The sequence below is a fragment of the Paracoccus sp. (in: a-proteobacteria) genome (genome assembly GCF_035556475.1).
Taxonomy (GTDB): domain Bacteria; phylum Pseudomonadota; class Alphaproteobacteria; order Rhodobacterales; family Rhodobacteraceae; genus Paracoccus.
Genome location: NZ_DATMFA010000113.1, coordinates 26,142 through 44,166, shown reverse-complemented (window position 1 = coordinate 44,166; position 18,025 = coordinate 26,142). Strand labels below are relative to the sequence as shown.

Sequence of the window (18,025 nt, the reverse complement as noted above, 5' to 3'; positions counted from 1 at the left end):
ACCATGCCTTGCAGAAAAAGAGAAGCGGTGGGGAACCTCCGCTCCAGTAAGGGATCAGTTGCGAAGATAGGCTTCCATCGAATCGTCCAGCGCATCCTTCCACGGGGTATGATGCGGGGGCGCCATCGTCCCGGTGATGACCGAGCGATAGGAATGGTTGCGGAAGCCCATGATGTCGTCGACCTTGTGATGCTTCCATTCATAGAAAGCCTCGCAGGCGCCATCGACGTCGAAACTGGGATAGTCGGTCTCGGCGATCAGTTCCTTGACGTAGTCGCCCTGATATTTGATCGCATATTTCACATCCTCCTCGGCTTCTTCGCGCGCCTCGCGCTCGGCCACGTCGGCGATCAGGGTCTGCTTGTCGGCCGGGATCTGGATCCGGTCCAGGATGATGTCGCGGACATACCAGGCCTGGGCGTCGAACATGTTGAAGGTGAACCACTGGTCCTGCATTCCCAGATAGAAGAGGCGCGGGTTGTGGACATAGACGACCCCTTTATAGAGATCCGCCGCGGCCAGCCGGTTCGCCGTCTTGAGCCGCAGGTCATCGGGCAGGAACGGGAAGTAATGGCGGTAGCCGGTGCACAGGATGATCGAATCGATCGCCTTGCTGCTGCCATCGGTGAAATGCGCGGTCTTGCCCTCGACCCGGACAAGCGCGGGCTTTTCTTCCCAGTTGTCGGGCCAGGCAAACCCCATCGGCGCCGAGCGATAGCATGAGGTCACCGATTTCGCGCCGTATTTCCAGCATTGCGAACCGATATCCTCGGCCGAATAGGACGAGCCGACGACCAGCACGTCCTGTCCCTCGAACTCGCGCGCGTCGCGGAAGTCATGGGCATGGGTGATGCGGCCATAGAATTGCGAGAAGCCGGGATATTCCGGCACGTTCGGGCTGGAGAAATGGCCCGAGGCGATGATGACGTTGTCGAAGCGTTCCTTGTAGACATGGTCGCTCGCCATATCGTGCAGGGTCATGGTGAAGTCGTCGCTCTCGGCGTCATATTCGACCCAGCGGACCACGGTGTTGAAGCGGATCCAGTCGCGGACGCCGGCCTTTTTGACCCGGCCCTCGATATAGTCGACCATGACGGCGCGCGGCGGATATGAGGCGATCTGCTTGCCGAAATGCTCTTCAAAGGAATAGTCGGCAAATTCCAGACCTTCCTTGGGGCCGTTCGTCCACAGATAGCGATACATCGAATTGTGGACCGGTTCGCCATGTTCGTCGGTGCCGGTGCGCCAGGTGTAATTCCACAGGCCGCCCCAATTGGCCTGTTTCTCGAAACAGACGATTTCGGGGATCTCGGCCCCTTTGCGGGCGGCCGACTGGAAAGCCCGGAGCTGGGCCAGACCAGAAGGCCCGGCGCCGATGACGGCGACGCGTTGCGACATTTCAATCTCCCCGACTTTTGGTTTGGACCAGTGTTCGATTCCGATCCATTTGGTGTAGTCCAATTGAGCGATCAATTTCCGCGTCGGTCAAGAATTTTTCCTTGGCAGAATAATTGATGCGTCAAATTTTGCCTTCCGGGACTATTCTTCGCGATCTAGGATCATGCGATGCGCATATCCCTTGCACAGCGTCTTTCGGTCAGCGGCAGCCTTCCGCGCGCCATGCGCAAGGCGCCGGCTGCGGTGCCCATCGGTTTTCTTGCGCCGCTGACCGGACCCTCGGCCCCATGGGGGCGTCCGGGGCTGGAAGGTTGCCAGCTTTGGGCGGATTGGGTGAATGAACATGGGGGCTTAGCGGTCGGGGGCCTGCGCCTGCCGGTCCATATCGTCGCCCGCGACGCCGCGATTTCCGATGCCGAAACGGTGATCGCCGCCCGCGAGCTGGTCGAGCAGGCAGGCGTGCGGCTGGTCCTTGCGCTTGGCGGCGACAGTCTGGCCCCGGCCTTGCCCTGGCTGATGGCGCGCCGCGTGCTGACGACCACGCTGCTGCCTTTCGACCTGTCGCCCCACACGCCCAGCCTGATCGCCCCGGCCGAGGTGCATCCGCTGTTCTCTGTCACCGGGGCCGAATGGCTGGCGGCGAATCGGCCCGGTTTTCGCCGGGTCGCGCTTTGCAGCCAGGAGGACATGATGGGCCTGCCCTCGCTTGCCACCTATCGCGCGGCCTTCGCTGCCGAGGGGATGTCGGTCGTGCGCGAGATCCGCTATCCCCCCGACTGGCGCGATGCGGGGGCGATGGTTCAGGCCATGCTGGCCGCTGATCCGCAAGTCCTGTGCTGGTGCTCGTCCGAGCCGCATATGGTCCATGCCCTGACCGAAGCCGCTTTCGCGGCGGGGTTCAACGGCCCGATCCTGTCCTGCACCGGGGACAATTACCGGCGGCTGGTCGATGTCACCTCGACCGCCTTCATGCAGGATTTCATCTTCCAGTTCCCGGATTTCGACGATCCGCTGCTGAACGGGACCGCCTTTTTCTTTCGGCAACCGCAGGCTTTCCATGCCGATTTCCGCCAGCGTTTTCCGGGGCATTGGTCGGCGGTCAGCTGGGAATACGCCTCGATCCTGGACCTGTGGCAATCCGCGGTCGAGATCTGCGGCCGGACCGAGCCGATGGCGGTGCTGGACGCGATGAAGCGCGGCGGGCAGATGATGCAGGCATTCGGTCCTGCGCGCTGGTATGGCGATGCTCTGTTCGGCATCGACAATGCGCTGATCGGGTCTTGGCCGGTGGTCAGGGTCGAAAACGGCATGGCGCGGATTCAGGAATTCCGCTCGGTCCTGGATTGGCTGGGGCGGCACGAGGCGCTGCTGTTGCGGGAAATGGCCGGGCTGGGGCTGCTGTGGCAGCAGCGCGCGCTCAGTCCTCCTGCATGAGCTGGCGCTGCTCGTCGATCAGGCCCTGCTGCACCAGATCCAGCGCGCGCGAGATGTCGCGATCGGAAACGGCCCCGGCAAGTGCCCCGTAATCCGCGCGCAAGCGGGCGATATTTTCGGGCGTCAGCCGCCGGCGCTGCAATCCGGCGCGATGGCGCTGGCGCCCGGCCTTGACCAGCAGGCCATAGCAGGCGAGCAGCAGCGGATTGCCGGTCCCTTCCGCCAGTTTCAGGCGGAATTCTTCTTCCAGACGGGCGAAGCGCGCGGGGTCGATGGCGGTTTCCATGCGCTGGACGATTTCGTTCAGCTGGTCGATGGCCGAAGGCGGCATGTGGATCAGGGCCAGCCGGATCATTTCAGGCTCAAGGATGCCGCGCATGACTTGCAGATGCAGGGGACCGGTAGCGGCGGCGATCGGCGCGGCCTCGTCCCAGGTGCCGGGATCGGCGACATAGGAGCCCGCCCCGGCGCGGCGGGTGATCAGGCCCTTGCGCGACAGAAGGTCCAGCGCCTCGCGCAGGGTATTGCGGGCGATGCCGAGACTGGCGGCAAGCGCGCGTTCCGCCGGCATCCGGCTTCCATGCGGATATTCGCCCGAGGCGATGCGCTGACCCAGGGTTTCGGCGACCATCTGGACGGTAGGGCCCGAGACGGGAGTGTCGACGAGGGCCGTTGGAACATTGCGCGGCAAAGAGGTCACATCGCCTCCGGGATGCTGGTCAGCCCGATTGAAACCGGACCGGACCTTTTGCGCAAGGGACGATGAACCAATTATACCAATTAAGTTCTCCGCCGTGGCTTCCGGGTCAGATATCCAGCGTGTTGTCACGTTCCCATTGCGACAGATGCGCGGAATAGGCGTCCCATTCCTTGGTCTTCAGCTTGACATAGGCGTTGGAGAAATCCTCGCCCATCGCCTGCTTCAACTCGGTATCCGCGTCAAAGACCCGGATCGCGTCCAGAAGGTTCAGCGGCAGCTTGGGCGCATCCTTGACCATGTGACCCTCGGCATACATGTCGATGTCCCAGCGCTTGCCGGGATCGGCCTTGGATTTCAGGCCGGAAAGCCCCGCCGCGATGATGACCGCCTGCAGAAGATAGGGGTTCACCGCGCCGTCGGGCAGGCGCAGCTCGAACCGGCCGGGGCCGGGGACGCGCACCATATGAGTGCGGTTGTTGCCCGTCCATGTGACCGAATTCGGCGCCCAGGTTGCGCCCGAGCTGGTGCGCGGGGCGTTGATGCGCTTGTAGCTGTTGACCGTCGGGTTGCAGATCGCCGCCAGCGCCGAGGCGTGCTTCATGATCCCGCCGAGGAAATGGCGGCCGCTGTCGGACAGGCGCAGTTCCTTGCTGTCATCGGCGAAGGCGTTCTGGCCGCCGGCGATGTCCCAGACCGAGATATGGGCATGGCAGCCATTGCCTGTCATGCCCATGATGGGCTTCGGCATGAAGGTCGCGCGCATCCCGTATTTCTCGGAAATGGCGCGCAGCATGAACTTGAAGAAGCTGTGCTTGTCGGCGGTCCTCATGGCCGAGTCGAACTTCCAGTTCATCTCGTACTGGCCGTTCGCGTCCTCATGGTCGCATTGATAGGGTTCCCAGCCCATCTCGAGCATGTAATCGGTCAGCTCGGCCATCATGTCGAAGCAGCGCAGCACGACTTGCTGGTCGTAGCAGGGCTTGACCGAGCAGTCCTTGCCGTCGAACAGCGCCTGGCCTTCGAGGGTCAGCAGAAAAAATTCGGGCTCGACGCCGGTTTTGACATCGAGCCCGAGATCTGCTGCCTGAGCCACCAGGCGGGAAAGCACGTTGCGTGGTGCCTGGCTGAGATCCTCGTCGTTCATGATGCAACGGGCGGGAACCCAGGCGACGTCTCGTTTCCAGGGCAACTGGACCGCGGCGGAGGGGTCTGGAACCGCCAGCATATCCGGGTGGGCGGGGGTCAGGTCCAGCCAGGTGGCGAAGCCCGCGAAGCCGGCCCCGTCCCTTTCCATGTCGGCGATGGCCTGGGCCGGCACGACCTTGGCGCGCTGTGCGCCCATCAGGTCGGTGAACGAGACCATGAAATACTTGATCCCGTTCTCGTGGGCGAAATTGGTCAGCCGGCTCGCCTTGCTCTTTCCATGATTGAATGTACTGAGGTCGGTCATCTCTAATCCTGTTGGGTTAGTGGAGACGGCTTTTTCGCCGTCTCTCATTCACATCAGAAGCCTGACTGACCGGGGATCCAGCTGGTCCCGGCAAGGGGTACGCCCGCCATGGCGGCCGCTTCGATCGTCAGGGCGCAAAGGTCTTCGGGTTCCAGATTGTGGACGTGGCTTTTGCCACAGGCGCGTGCGATGGTCTGACATTCCAGCGTCATCACGGCAAGATAGTTGCGCAGTCGGCGCGCCGCCTCGACCGGGTCGAGGCGCTTCATCAGCTCGGGATCCTGGGTGGTGATGCCGGCCGGATCCTTGCCTTCGTGCCAGTCGTCATAGGCGTCCGCGGTGGTGCCGAGCGCCTCGTATTCGGCGGCCCATTTCGGATCGTTTTCGCCCAGGGCGATCAGCGCCGCGGTGCCGATGGCGACCGCATCGGCGCCAAGCGCCAGCGCCTTGGCCACGTCCGCGCCAGAACGGATCCCGCCCGAGACGACCAGCTGCACCTTGCGGTGCATCCCGAGATCCTGAAGCGCCTTCACCGCGGGACGGATGCAGGCCAGGGTCGGCTGGCCGACATTCTCGATGAAGACGTCCTGGGTCGCTGCGGTTCCGCCCTGCATCCCGTCCAGCACCACGACATCCGCGCCCGCCTTGATCGCCAGCGCCGTGTCGTAATAGGGGCGTGCGCCGCCGATCTTGATATAGATCGGCTTTTCCCAATTGGTGATCTCGCGCAGCTCAAGGATCTTGATTTCCAGATCGTCCGGCCCGGTCCAGTCCGGGTGGCGGCAGGCCGAGCGCTGGTCGATCCCGACCGGCAGGTTGCGCATGTTGGCGACGCGCTGGGTGATCTTCTGACCCAGCAGCATCCCGCCGCCGCCCGGTTTCGCGCCCTGACCGACCACGATCTCGATCGCGTCGGCGCGGCGCAGGTCATCGGGGTTCATGCCGTAGCGGCTGGGAAGATATTGATAGACCAGCTTTTCGGAATGGCCGCGTTCCTCGTTCGTCATGCCGCCATCGCCGGTCGTGGTCGAGGTGCCGGCCAGCGTGGCGCCACGACCCAGCGCCTCTTTCGCGGGGCCGGACAGTGCGCCAAAGCTCATCCCCGCGATGGTGATCGGGATCTTCAGTTCGATCGGCTTCTTCGCGAAGCGGGTGCCGAGCACCACCGAGGTGTCGCATTTCTCACGATAGCCTTCCAGCGGATAGCGGCTGATCGAGGCCCCGAGAAACAGCAGGTCGTCGAAATGCGGAACCTTGCGCTTCGCGCCACCGCCACGGATGTCGTAGATCCCGGTATCGGCGGCGCGGCGGATTTCGGCATTGATGCCGGGGGAATAGGTCCAGCTGTCACGCGGCAGGGTCTGCGGGGGTTTGTCCATGATGTCTCTCATCAATAGGCTCCGGCGTGATCGACGTGGAAGTTGTAAAGCTTGCGGGCAGAACCGTAGCGCTTGAATTCCTCGGGCCTGGCGTCGGCGCCCGAACGCTCCAGCAGGTCGCGCAGGATCTCCAGATGTTCAGGCCGCATTTCCTTTTCGATGCAGTCCGAACCCAGCGACTTGACCGAGCCGCGCACGAACAGCCGCGCCTCGTAAAGCGAATCTCCCAACGCGTCTCCGGCATCGCCCAGCACCACCAGATTGCCCGATTGCGCCATGAAGGCCGACATGTGGCCGATATTGCCGAAGACGACGATGTCGATGCCCTTCATCGAGATCCCGCAGCGGGACGAGGCATTGCCCTTGATCACCAGCAGGCCGCCATGTCCGGTCGCCCCGGCATATTGGCTGGCATCGCCGTCGATGACCACGGTGCCCGACATCATGTTCTCGGCCACGCCCGGACCGGCCGAGCCGGTCACGCGGATCGTCGCCTGCTTGTTCATCCCGGCGCAGTAATAGCCGGTCGAACCCTTGACCGTCACCTCGATCGGGGCGTCAAGGCCGACGGCCAAAGCATGGGCGCCCTTGGGGTTCTCGATCACCCAGGCGGTCTGGTTGGTCGCGGCGGCCTGAGCCTGAAGGGCGCTGTTCAGTTCGCGCAGCGGCGTGTCCGCAAGATCGATGGTCTGCATCTCAGCGTTCCCAGAAATAGACGGTGGCGGGTTCGGGTTCCCAGACGCGGGCGGTCTCGATCCCCGGAAGATTGGCAAGCGCGCGGTATTCGGAACCGAAAGCGACGTAGTCGTCGGTTTCGGCCATGACGGCGGGCTTGCAGGCGATCGGGTCGCGCACCACGCCGAAGCCGTTCTTGGTGCCCACGACGAAGGTGAAGAACCCGTCCAGATCCTGCAGCGTGCCCTCCAGCGCCTCGCCCAGATTGGCGCCATCGGCCAGACGCGACGAGATATAGCAGGCCGCGACCTCGGTATCGTTCTGGGTCTGCGGGGCGAAGCCCTTTTGCGTCAGCTCCCGGCGCAGCTGGTTGTGGTTCGACAGCGAGCCGTTATGAACCAGGCACTGGTCCGCCCCGGTCGAGAAGGGGTGCGCGCCCAGCGTCGTCACCGCGCTTTCGGTCGCCATGCGGGTATGGCCGATGCCGTGGCTGCCGGCCATGTCGCGCAGGTGGAAGCGCGAGGCGACGTCCCTGGGCAGGCCGACCTCCTTAAAAATCTCCATCGAATGGCCGGCCCCCATCACGCGGATGCCTTTTTCGGCCATGAAGGCGCGGGCCTGGGCCTCGGTCCCTTCGGGCAGCGACAGGACGGCGTGGGTGTCGACGACCCGCATCGACACCGGCCCTTCGAGGGCGTGGGACAGCGCGGTGTCGAGACCGTGGAAGGTCTCGTCGGGCGTATCCGACTGGACGGTGATCTTCAGTTTGCCGCTGTGGTCGCCATAGATCGCGATCCCGGCGCTATCAGGGCCGCGATCGGTCATGGTGATCAGCATGTCGGTCAGAAGATCACCAAGCTTCGGGCGCAGATCTTCCTTTTTCAGGAAGAGGCCAACAATGCCGCACATCCTTGTCTCCAGTGTTGCGTTGCGTCTCTTCATATAACCGTTAAGAAAGTTAAATTCGCAACAGGAAAATTGAGATGGAGGAAGGCGCGGCTTCGAAAAGCCGGTTTGCCCGATTCCGCGCCAGCGCGACGCCCGATAGGGCGCAGACCGGGGACCGCGCCCGAAAGGGCAATTTCGCCAAGGAGTTCAGGAAGAGCGGGTGAGTGGACCGGGTTTTCCGGACCTGCGGGGGCATTGGCGCGGTTCAGCGATGCCCGGTCAGTGCGCATATGCCGTTCGCCCGCTTCGGTCCGGTAAGGGAGAGCGGGTTGCCGACTGACGGCGGTTCTTCAGATTGTCGAAACAGGGGTTGACCGCGTCACGCAGCGAGGACGGCGTCCAGCGCATTGGCGGACATGAAGGTGGCATCACCACGCTTTCCGCCGACCCGAACAGAGGCATGCGCTTTCCCGGCAGGAAGAAGCGGCCCCCAAAAGGGGCCGCGAAAGCAATCTCAGACCACCTTGACCGTGATGCTGTCCACGCCTTCGACAAGGCCTGTCATCACGTCGCCGCGGACCACGGCTCCGACGCCCGCCGGGGTGCCTGCAAAGATCACGTCTCCCGGCCGCAATTCGAACAGGCGCGACAGGTATGAGATCATTTCGGGCACTTTCCAAATCATTTGGTTCAGGTCGCCCTCCTGCCGCAGCTCTCCATTGACCTCGACGCGAATGGCCCCCTGCGCAGGATGACCCACTTCGGAAACCGGATGAATGGCCGAACAGGGAGCCGAGTGTTCGAATGACTTGCCGGTTTCCCACGGACGGCCCATCTTCTTGGCCTGACCCTGCAGGTCGCGCCGGGTCATGTCGAGCCCGACGCCATAGCCGAAGACGCAGTCCAGGGCCTTGTCCAGCGCGATGTCGGTGCCGCCGGATTTCAGCGCCACGACCAGTTCGATCTCGTGATGCACGTCACTGGTTTCGGTCGGATAGGGAAAATTGTCGCCGGGTGGAACGATCGAGTCGGGGTTCTTCTGGAAGAAGAAGGGCGGCTCCTTGTCGGGATCGTGGCCCATCTCGACGGCGTGGTCAGCGAAATTCCGGCCGACGCAGTAGATACGGCGCACGGGGAACAGCTTGTCGCTGCCTGCGACCGGGATGGTCGGGATGGGTTCCGGTACGAAGACGTAGTCTCTGGCCAGTTTGGTCATGTCGTTCATTATCTCGCTCCTGCGTAGTATTCGATGCGTTTTTCTGCGTTTTCCACGATCGCCGACAGCACCATTGCCGCGGCGAAGAGAACCATTGTGAGTGCCCAGAACCGTTCCATGTCGAAGCTGCGGGAATACAGTTCGAAGAGTTCGCCATAGCCGATCACGGCCACGAGGATCTGGCCGATGACCACGCCCTTGACCCCGCGGATAACCCCGATGCGGATGCCGGCAAGGATTTCGGGCAAAGCCGAGACAAGGATGATCTTGAGCATGATCGTGGTTTGCGAGGCGCCATAGGACCGCGCCATGTCGACCAAGGATGTCGGCACCTGCATAACACCTGCGCGGGCATCGAGGACGATGATCCAGACGGCGAACAGGAAGACGGTCACAACGATTGTCGCCTCGCCCATCCCGAACAGGATCATCAGCACCGGCACCAGTGCCGATAGCGGCGCGCTGACAAAGATGTTCACCCATAGCCCGAAGATGTTGTCGATGATCTTCACCCGACCCATCATCACGCCCAGCGGTACGCCGACGCCAATCGCGAGGGCCATGCCGATCACGAAGGACCGGACCGTGACCAGAGTGGCGTTCTGCCATGAGTTGGTCTGCACCAGGTCGAAGCCTGCGGCGATGATCGCGCTCATCGGCGGGATCAGGAAGATGATGTCGAGTCGGCCGACGATCTCCCATACCAGAGCCCAGAGGATCAGCGAGGCCATCATGGGGATGCGAAATCCGAACAGGGTCATGGCCGCTCACTCCGCATAATGGCGCAGGCCCTGCCAGATCTCCTCGACCACGTCGAGATAGCCGGGGTCGCGCCGGATGTCGTCGGGGTTGGCAGTGCGGTCGATCCTGGGGTCGATGATGTTCGACACCCGGCCCGGCCGGGGCGACAGCAGCACGATCCGATCGGAAACATAGACCGCCTCCTCGATCGAGTGGGTGACAAAGATGAAGGTCTTGCGCTCCATCTCAACCAATCGCAGCAGATCCTCCTGGAACTTGCGGCGGTTCTGCTCGTCCACGGCAGAGAAGGGCTCGTCCAGCAGCAACACATCGGCGTTCACCGCGAAGGCGCGGGCGATTCCGACCCGCTGTCGCATCCCGCCCGACAGCTCATGCGGATACTTGTCCTCGAAGCCCTGCAGCCCGACCTCCTCGATATAGCGCCGCGCAATGCGGTTGCGCTCGGCTGCGGCCATACCCTTCAATTCAAGCCCAAAGCCGACATTGCGCAGGACCGTCGCCCAGGGCATCAGCGCGAAATCCTGGAAGACAAAGGCGCGTTCCGGTCCGGGACCAGTGACGGCCCGGCCGTTCACGATGATCTGCCCCGAGGTCGCGGGCACCAGTCCGGCAATGATCTTCAGCAGCGTGGTCTTGCCGCAGCCCGAGGGGCCAAGCAGCGTCGTCAACTTGCCGCGCTCGAACTCCAGGTCGATGCTGCGCAACGCCTCGACGCTGCCATAGTGCTTGGAGATGGCCTCCACCCGGACGACCGGATCGTTGGTGACGATGCTGGCGGGATCGAAGTGTTCCTTCGCGAGTGTGTTGATGGACATTTCAGCTCCTCCTCTTTTCGGGGCGCATGATATTGGTCTCGAACCACTGCAGCAGGGCGAGCGTCACGGTGGACGCCGCGATAATGGCGGCGACGGCAGCATACATGTGGGCATAGTTCGCAACCGAGCGGTGATAGGTGATCAGGTCACCTATCCCGGTGGGGGTGATAAGCAGTTCGGCCAGCATGACGCCGATAAAGCCGGCAGCCACTCCCAGGCGCAGACCCGCGAACAGCACCGGAGACGCATCGGGGATGATGATTTTGAAGATCTGCTGGCGCCGAGTGCCCTGAAACGACCGGCACATGTCGACCAGCGAGGGGTTCACATGCCGCACCGCCTTGTATGAGTTCAGTACGATCACGGGCAAGGCCAGCATGATGACGGCCAGTGTCTTGGCGACCAGCCCGATGCCATAAACGAAGGTCACCAGCGGCACGAGCGCTGCCATCGGCGCAGCTTGCAGGACGATGAAGACCGGGGCCAGCAGCCATTCCATCCTGTCCGACAGCCCCATGAAGATGCCCAGCGTGATTCCCAGAAGTGCCGAGAAGGCAACACCCAATACCAGCGGTTGGAGCGTCAGGAAGAAGGCCCGGATCATCGTGCCGTCCGCGATCATCTCGAAAAACGCGGCAAGGGTGTCGAGGAAGGTCGGAAACGCGAAACTGATGGGGATGCGTCCCGCGATCTCCCAGGCGGTAAACAGGACCGCAAGCGAGAGGACGACCCAGAAGGACCGGCGCCGTTCCGCGAAAAGGCGCAACGCCTCTCGGGTGGTGGCCGCGGGGGCCTCCACTTTCACATCGTCTGACATGACGCTCATCTCACTGCGTCCCGATCTTGCCGAGCGCGCCATTCAAAACGGTCAGATCCCAGAAATCCTCGACCTTCAGATCGTCGGGATCACCCTCAAGCGCGCCCGAGGCGGTGTAGAAGGCAAAGTCGCCGCGCGCCGCTGCCTCGCCGCCGCCATTCAGCGGCAGGGCGTCCTTCATCCCGGCATAGTAGGGTTCGATATCGGCCAGCATCTCGGGCGTCGCGTCGGGCAGCAGGTTATACTGTTCGCGCAGCTTCACCACGATGGAGGGATCGGCGGCAATCTCGCGCCATGTCGTCACGATAGCCTCCACGAGTTTTGCAACCTCCTCGGGATTTTTGGCGAGATATTCTGTATTGGCAAACATCGCCTCGTCGGTGGCCTCAACACCGTCGAGGGGCAGAAAGGCAAATTTGTCGGGCGCCTTGGCCTCAAGAATTCGTTTGCCCGACGAATCCACGATGGTGGCCTTGACGTTGCCCTGCAGCAGCGCACCGGTCCGCACCTCGGCTCCCGGGACATAGGCGACGCTGGAATATTTGATGCCGTGCTTGTCGGCCATCATCTGCATGATCGCCTCGGTTCCCGAGCCGCGCGAATGGACGGCGATCTCCTGACCGTCCAGATCCGCCCAGTCGTTATAGAACTCGGTATTGACGACCGGATACATCTGCAATTCGCTCAATTGCAGAAATATCCTGATCGGCGCCTTGACTTTCTGCAGCAGCGCGTAAGGCCCGCCGATACCGATATCCGCCTGGCCGCTGACCACGGCCTGCGCGGCGATGTCCTCGCTTTTCAGAAAGGTCGGCTCAATCTCGACGCCCTGTTCTTTCGCCCGCTCCATCGCGATGAGCAGCCCGAGGGTTTCAACGGTGGCAATATCCCCGAAGGCGACCCGGAGTGGATCGGCAGACGCTGCAGCCGGCAAGGCCAGGGCCAAAGCCAGAGCAGAAGCAACGATCCGCGGGCGCATTCCGTCAGCAAGCAATCCCATCTTCTCTCCTCCCCCACAATGGGCTCCTCCAAGCCCAATATGAACCAATACTCGCATTGATTCGGGGATTGGGTCAACAAATTTGCCCGTCCGTCGCTTTGATTTCAGATTTATCATTATATGTCAGTAGTTTGAAAAATAATCTAACAACCCGCCTATGGTTGACAATCCGATCTATCTAATAAATTATGAACCAATGAAAGAATTGGTTTGATCATGCAGCACATTCATTTGACTCCTCTCGAGAAGCTGCGCGCCTATCTCGAGACTGCCGATCTTGGCGAGGACGGCCGCCTGCCCTCTGAACGAGAACTGGCCGAAACGCTCGATATGGGCCGCACGGTCCTGCGTAAGGCGCTTGCGACCCTGCAGGGTGAGGGGGTCGTCTGGCGCCATGTCGGCAAGGGCACGTTCGTGGGCGAGCGGCCCATTGAAAGCATAAGCGATATCAATGCACTCGTGTTGCGAACCAATCCCACTGAGGTCATGGCGGCACGCCTTGCCTTTGAACCGGAAATCGCGCGTCTTGCTGCCGTGAATGCCACGGGCTCACAGATAAACGACCTGCGCGCCTGCGCCCAGAAATGCCGGCAGGCAGCGACCTGGCGGCAATACGAGCATTACGACAACCGCCTGCACCGTATCATCGGCGAGGCGACCCAAAACTCCCTGCTGCTGGGCCTGCTCGATACAATGACGACTGTTCGCCGTGCCGTGACCTGGGGGCGTCCCCGCAACAATCCCGGCCGCCCGCCGCGTGACCACCACAGCTTCGAACAACACGACCGCATCGTGGAAGCCATTGCAGCCCGCGACGGTCAAGCGGCGGCAGATGCGATGAGAGCGCACCTGCGGACCGTAGAGCAGAACCTGCGGAACAGCCTTGGATATTGAAGCCCTCTCGGTAAAAACGCGAACCGCAGTGGGCGACCCGATCCGAAAGGACGAAACGCAAGCGGAACCGCGCCGGGTTTGCCGGGGGCTGATTTTGGTTAGTTCCGCTCTTCCGCGCCCCGAGGTCGGGGGATCGGAGTTCGGGTGACTGCGATCGGTCGCTCAGACCATCAAAGGCGCCGCGCGGTCCGGGCGTTCGATCGCGATATCCGCCGATCCGCAAACCCGTTCAATATGCCCGGCCGACTTCGAGATATAGGCGACAGCCTCCTCGAACCCGTAGCTTTGCTGCTGATAGGATGGGTAGCCATAGTTGCGCGACTCGTAGGCTGCCCATGCCTCGATCTCTCCGCTGGCGATGCGCGCCTCGTAACGGTCCACCATTGCCATGTAGGCTTCGTATTCCTCGGGCGTCAGATCGGGATGTGCGGCGCGCCAGACCGGGTCGTCGATCTGGATGCATTGGCGGGGGGCCGGGATGCGGGGCTTTTCAACGCATGATGCCGCAATCTCCAGCGACAGGTTAAGCGCCGGGTTGGCCCTTGCAAGGATCGGCAGGATTGCCGCGAAATCCACGACGCCTTCGCCGCAGGGGCGGCCCTGAAAGTCCAGACCGCCGCGGGCGCGGGCGACATAGGCGTCTTTGATGTGGGTCTGGCGGACATGGGGCGCGAGGCGACGGGCGGCCCAGACGGGATGTTCGCCCCGCTGCAAGCCGTTGGCAGTGTCGAAGACCGCTCCGGTCACATCCTCGCCGACGGCCTCGATCAGGCGCAGGATCTCGAACGAGGTGATCTCGTCATGCGTTTCCATGTTCATGTGCGAACCATGCGCGCGCAGGGCAGGAGCGATACGGTGCATCACCTTTTCCATCGCGGCCAGCTGGTCGGACCAGTCGATGTCCGTGCGGAAACGGTCATTCGCCAGCCGGCCGGGGAACTGACCTTTGAAGTTGCCCGGAGAGATCCAAAGTTCGTGACAGCCTATAGCCGCCGCACATTCCACCATGCGTGTCAGTCCCGCGATGATGTCTCCGTTGCCTGCGGAGCGAAGCTCGGGCGCTTCGGCGCTGCAATACGGGTTGATCTTGCCAAGGCCCGCCTCGAGATACAGGCCCAGATCGTCCGCCTTGGCGCGGATATCGCGCAGCAGGCCCATGTCCAGCGACGCGCTCATGTCGAGGACGGTGGGGAAGAAAATGCCCGCCAGTCCCAGTTCGCGCACATGGTCAATGCTGGCCAGCGGCCCTCGCTTTGTCGCCTCAGGCAGCTTCTGCCAGTCTATACCCAGCTTCACAATCGTCTCCTTCAGATGCACCACCGCCGACGACCTGTTGCCAGCGGATTGTCAATCCGGCACGAGGTCAGCATCGCTGTGAAAGGCCTCTCCATCGTGGTCCCCGGTCGTGTGGCATGTTTCCACGAGGCTTAACGGCATCGAGTATGTTCGCAAGTTATTGCGAAAGTTTGTTTTCAAAAATCTGATGCCGAGACGAATTTGCGGTCCCGTTAGATCGGAACCGCATTGGATTGGTAAAAATTTGGGCGGGTTACAAACGCAGCGGGAGAATCACACCCTGGCTGTCATCCGCTCCAGAATGGCGAGAAAGTCGTCTTCGTCATTCGCAGCCCCGTCAAAGGAGATGCTGGCCTCGATATCGTCCAGATGCACGGCCATCGCCTTGCTTGCCGCCGCGAAGTCGCCGCCCTTCAACTGCGTCAGGATCGCTTCGTGATGCGGCGTGCCGCAGGAACAGCCCGAAGACTTTTCGTAGAGCGAGTTGACAAGCGAAAGCCGCGTCAGGATGTTTTCCAGAACCGCGCGAAGCACCTCGTTTCCGGCGAACTCGGCCAGAAGATAGTGGAAATTACCCGCGATCCGCTTCTTCTCGGTGGTGTCGCTGCCGGAATGCACCTGTTTCTCGCGCTTTATGGCCTGCGCCAGCCGGTCCAGATCCTTTGCCCCGACATGGCCAGGCAAGGTGTCCATCACCGCCATCTCCAGCACGCGCCGCGTCGCCAGAAGGTTTCGTGCCTCATTCGGCGTCGGGGTGGCAACGAAGGAGCCATGGTTGCGGCGCCGTTCGGCGAGGCTTTGCTGCGCCAGCATCGACAGTGCCCCCCGCACCACCGTGCGCGAAGTCCCGAAATGCTTGGCCAGGATATCCTCTTTCAACTTGTCGCCGGGCTTCAGGGCGCCTTCGAAGATAGCTGCCCGCAGCGTTGCGCAAATGATTTCGGAAATATCGTCGGTCTGGACAGTGTCTTCTTTCATGGCGGTTCGCTTTGGGATGATACCCTCACATCTATGCGATCCTGAAAAAACGAACGCAAGCCCGCGTTGCTGTTCAGCCCTTCTGAGATGCATTTGCCGTACATATGCACATCAAATGCGCATAAAGTTCGTCAGAAATATTTCGAAGATACATTCGCATTGATTTGCGAAATTCGCAGCGCCATCCCTCGAATCGAGGAAACCGCACCCGACAGGACACAAGAATGGCGCAGACCGGACTGCAGATCAGCCACGTCGATCACAGTTATGAAGGCAAACAGGTTCTTCATGATGTGACCTTCGACGTGCCGGATGGCAAGGTCGTCGCGCTCCTTGGCCCCAGTGGCTGCGGTAAGTCCACAATCCTGCGCGCCATCGCCGGGCTGATCGTGCCGGAAAGTGGAACGATATCGCTGAGGGGGCGCGACCTGACGCGGATGTCGGTGCGACATCGCGGCCTTGGCATGGTGTTCCAGAATTTCGCCCTGTTTTCGCACATGACCGTGGCCGAGAACGTCGCCTATGGCCTGTCTCATCTGCCGCGCGATGACCGCAAGGCACGGGTCGCGCGGTTTCTGGATCTGGTGCGCCTGACGCCTTTCGCGAACCGTTTCCCGCACAGCATGTCGGGTGGGCAGCAGCAGCGGGTAGCGGTGGCGCGCGCGCTGGCGACCGATCCCTCGGCGCTTTTGATGGACGAGCCCTTTGGCGCGCTGGACCGCGCCCTACGGGCCGAGCTTCAGGCCGAACTGGTGCGGATGCAGGAAGATGTGGGCATCACCACCATCATGGTCACCCACGATCAGGAGGAGGCGCAGGCCGTCGCCGGACAGCTTGTCGTCATGAACGAGGGGCGCGTCGAACAGGTCGGCACGCCCGAGGAAATCTACGACAATCCCGCCACCCTGTTCGTCAACGGTTTCATCGGGCATGCGAACAGCATCCCCGCCGCCGTTACGGGCGCGAGTAGCCTTAAGACGCAGGACGGGACGGAAATCTTTCTGCCCGTGAACTTCATCGCGGGCAGCAATGTCATCCTGACCTGTCGCCCGGAGACGCTGACGCTGTCGCTGATCCCCGTTCCGGGCGCCTTCGCCGCGCGGTTCGACCGCGCGGTCGTCATGGGGCGCTTCCTGATGATCGACGCCACTCTGGCCGACGGGACTGCCTTCAAGGCGCAGATTCCGCGGGATGGTTCGGCGCGTCCCGAACGGGGGCGGGCCATCTGGCTGGTCCCCGACACCTCCTGTTTTCACGTTTTCCCCTCCAGCAAGATCGGACACTGACATGGCAAACCTGTCCCGCCGAGCCTTCACCTTGACCGCGCTTTCCGCGCTGGCGACGCCCGCGCTGATCCGTCCCGCGCGCGCCGCCTCCGGCACCGTCGTTGCCGCAGCCTTCCCCGGCAGCTGGGAGGACGCCTATCGCAACATCGTCGCGCCCGCATCGGGTGTGAGCGTCACCGTCGCGCCTGCCTTGGCGCAGGACCAGATCGCCAAGCTGATGGCAAGCCCGGGCCGGCCGCCCTATGACGCGCTGCTGGTGTCGCCCGGCCAGACGGCCACGCTGATCGAGGCGGGTCTGATCGAGAAGATCGACCCCTCGAAGCTGAAGAACTGGGACAAACTCAGCCCGATCGCCCAGAACGAATGGGGCCCGTTTGTGACGATCGAGGTGAACGGCATCGCTTACAACCCCGAGGTCGTGGACAAGCCCGCTGGCTACAAGACCCTGTTCGAGGATCCGCAATATGACGGGCAGGTCGCCTATATCGGCTTTGGCTCGAACACCGCCACGATGGCATGGACCGAGATCAACAAGATCTACGGCGGCACCTATGAAGACATGGGGCCGGTGTTCGACCTGATCAAATCGCACCTGTCGAGGATCGGGGCCATTGCCACGTCCGGCTCGAACCAGATGACCATGTATCAGCAAGGAGAGGTTGCGGTATTCATGGCCTCGACAGGTAATGTCGCCAAGCTGCGCGAGCTGGGGATGCCCTGCGATTTCGCGCATCCTGAAAGTGGTTCGCCTTCGGTTCCTGTCGCGATCCATCTGGTGAAGGGCGCACAAGACCCCGATGCCGTCTACGCCTATATGGACGCCGCGATTTCCGCCGCCGCGCAGGCGCAACTGGCCGAGGCGCCGACGGCAATGCTTCCGACCAATACTGACGTCCCCTATTCGGCGGTTCTCTCGGAATATGTCACGCCCGAGCAGGTAGCCGCCGCCGTCTATCCCGACTGGATCGCTATCAACAAGCATCGCGCGGACTGGACGAACACCTTCGACCGCATTGTCGTCGGCGGCTGACGCGGGA

17 protein-coding genes are annotated in these 18,025 nt (G+C 62.3%); 4 read left to right on the top strand and 13 right to left on the bottom strand.

Annotation, left to right across the window (positions count from 1 at the left end; all coding sequences use genetic code 11):
- Window positions 1-54 precede the first annotated feature (54 nt).
- Window positions 55-1,398 carry an NAD(P)/FAD-dependent oxidoreductase gene (locus VNQ78_RS16685; protein WP_325691841.1) on the bottom strand — a complete coding sequence of 448 codons (1,344 nt, stop codon included), beginning with the start codon at window positions 1,396-1,398 and terminating at the stop codon, window positions 55-57.
- A 168-nt stretch (window positions 1,399-1,566) separates the two neighbouring features.
- Here VNQ78_RS16685 and VNQ78_RS16680 point away from each other — a divergent pair, with 168 nt between their 5' ends.
- Window positions 1,567-2,832: an ABC transporter substrate-binding protein gene (locus tag VNQ78_RS16680; protein ID WP_325691839.1), complete on the top strand. Its 1,266-nt coding sequence runs from the start codon at window positions 1,567-1,569 to the stop codon at window positions 2,830-2,832.
- On the opposite strand, the gene VNQ78_RS16675 is transcribed toward VNQ78_RS16680, so the two are convergent.
- The 10 genes from VNQ78_RS16675 to VNQ78_RS16630 form a co-directional block, all read right to left on the bottom strand.
- Window positions 2,816-3,463 (bottom strand): FadR/GntR family transcriptional regulator, encoded by a 648-nt coding sequence (locus VNQ78_RS16675; RefSeq protein WP_325691837.1) that lies wholly within the window; start codon window positions 3,461-3,463, stop codon window positions 2,816-2,818. The two genes, VNQ78_RS16680 and VNQ78_RS16675, sit on opposite strands and share 17 nt — an antisense overlap.
- A gap of 175 nt (window positions 3,464-3,638) precedes the next feature.
- Window positions 3,639-4,982 carry a type III glutamate--ammonia ligase gene (gene glnT, locus VNQ78_RS16670; protein ID WP_325691835.1) on the bottom strand — a complete coding sequence of 448 codons (1,344 nt, stop codon included), beginning with the start codon at window positions 4,980-4,982 and terminating at the stop codon, window positions 3,639-3,641.
- Between the two features lie 53 nt (window positions 4,983-5,035).
- A complete protein-coding gene (locus VNQ78_RS16665) occupies window positions 5,036-6,361 on the bottom strand; it encodes an FMN-binding glutamate synthase family protein (RefSeq protein WP_325691830.1) in 1,326 nt (441 codons plus the stop codon).
- Between the two features lie 11 nt (window positions 6,362-6,372).
- Entirely contained in the window at window positions 6,373-7,056 is a 684-nt protein-coding gene (locus VNQ78_RS16660; RefSeq protein WP_325691828.1) for a protein GlxC, read from the bottom strand.
- A 1-nt stretch (window position 7,057) separates the two neighbouring features.
- Window positions 7,058-7,945: a glutamine amidotransferase family protein gene (locus VNQ78_RS16655; protein ID WP_325691826.1), complete on the bottom strand. Its 888-nt coding sequence runs from the start codon at window positions 7,943-7,945 to the stop codon at window positions 7,058-7,060.
- Between the two features lie 493 nt (window positions 7,946-8,438).
- Window positions 8,439-9,149, bottom strand: coding sequence for a fumarylacetoacetate hydrolase family protein (locus VNQ78_RS16650; RefSeq protein WP_325691824.1), 711 nt, complete (start codon window positions 9,147-9,149; stop codon window positions 8,439-8,441).
- Window positions 9,149-9,901 (bottom strand): ABC transporter permease, encoded by a 753-nt coding sequence (locus VNQ78_RS16645; RefSeq protein ID WP_325691822.1) that lies wholly within the window; start codon window positions 9,899-9,901, stop codon window positions 9,149-9,151. The genes VNQ78_RS16650 and VNQ78_RS16645 overlap by 1 nt, the downstream gene beginning before the upstream one ends.
- A 6-nt stretch (window positions 9,902-9,907) precedes the next feature.
- The gene (locus VNQ78_RS16640; protein WP_325691820.1) at window positions 9,908-10,717 is read right to left on the bottom strand and encodes an ABC transporter ATP-binding protein; all 810 of its coding nucleotides are present in this window, start codon (window positions 10,715-10,717) and stop codon (window positions 9,908-9,910) included.
- Between the two features lies 1 nt (window position 10,718).
- On the bottom strand, window positions 10,719-11,543 hold the full coding sequence (locus VNQ78_RS16635) for an ABC transporter permease (RefSeq protein ID WP_325691818.1): 825 nt from the start codon (window positions 11,541-11,543) through the stop codon (window positions 10,719-10,721).
- Between the two features lies 1 nt (window position 11,544).
- Complete coding sequence (locus VNQ78_RS16630; protein ID WP_325691816.1) at window positions 11,545-12,651, bottom strand: ABC transporter substrate-binding protein; 1,107 nt, start codon at window positions 12,649-12,651, stop codon at window positions 11,545-11,547.
- Window positions 12,652-12,750: 99 nt separating this feature from the next.
- Between VNQ78_RS16630 and VNQ78_RS16625 the strand changes: the two genes are divergently transcribed.
- Window positions 12,751-13,428 (top strand): FadR/GntR family transcriptional regulator, encoded by a 678-nt coding sequence (locus tag VNQ78_RS16625; protein ID WP_325691867.1) that lies wholly within the window; start codon window positions 12,751-12,753, stop codon window positions 13,426-13,428.
- Between the two features lie 162 nt (window positions 13,429-13,590).
- Here the strand turns inward: VNQ78_RS16625 and VNQ78_RS16620 are convergent, their stop codons facing one another.
- Both VNQ78_RS16620 and VNQ78_RS16615 read right to left on the bottom strand, forming a co-directional pair.
- Window positions 13,591-14,724, bottom strand: a complete 1,134-nt coding sequence (locus tag VNQ78_RS16620; RefSeq protein WP_325691814.1) for a sugar phosphate isomerase/epimerase family protein — start codon at window positions 14,722-14,724, stop codon at window positions 13,591-13,593.
- A 273-nt stretch (window positions 14,725-14,997) separates the two neighbouring features.
- Window positions 14,998-15,795, bottom strand: a complete 798-nt coding sequence (locus VNQ78_RS16615; RefSeq protein WP_325691812.1) for a GntR family transcriptional regulator — start codon at window positions 15,793-15,795, stop codon at window positions 14,998-15,000.
- Window positions 15,796-15,926: 131 nt separating this feature from the next.
- Here VNQ78_RS16615 and VNQ78_RS16610 point away from each other — a divergent pair, with 131 nt between their 5' ends.
- On the top strand, window positions 15,927-16,988 hold the full coding sequence (locus VNQ78_RS16610) for an ABC transporter ATP-binding protein (RefSeq protein ID WP_325691810.1): 1,062 nt from the start codon (window positions 15,927-15,929) through the stop codon (window positions 16,986-16,988).
- Between the two features lies 1 nt (window position 16,989).
- Window positions 16,990-18,018 (top strand): ABC transporter substrate-binding protein, encoded by a 1,029-nt coding sequence (locus VNQ78_RS16605; RefSeq protein WP_325691807.1) that lies wholly within the window; start codon window positions 16,990-16,992, stop codon window positions 18,016-18,018.
- The last annotated feature ends 7 nt before the right edge of the window (window positions 18,019-18,025 follow it).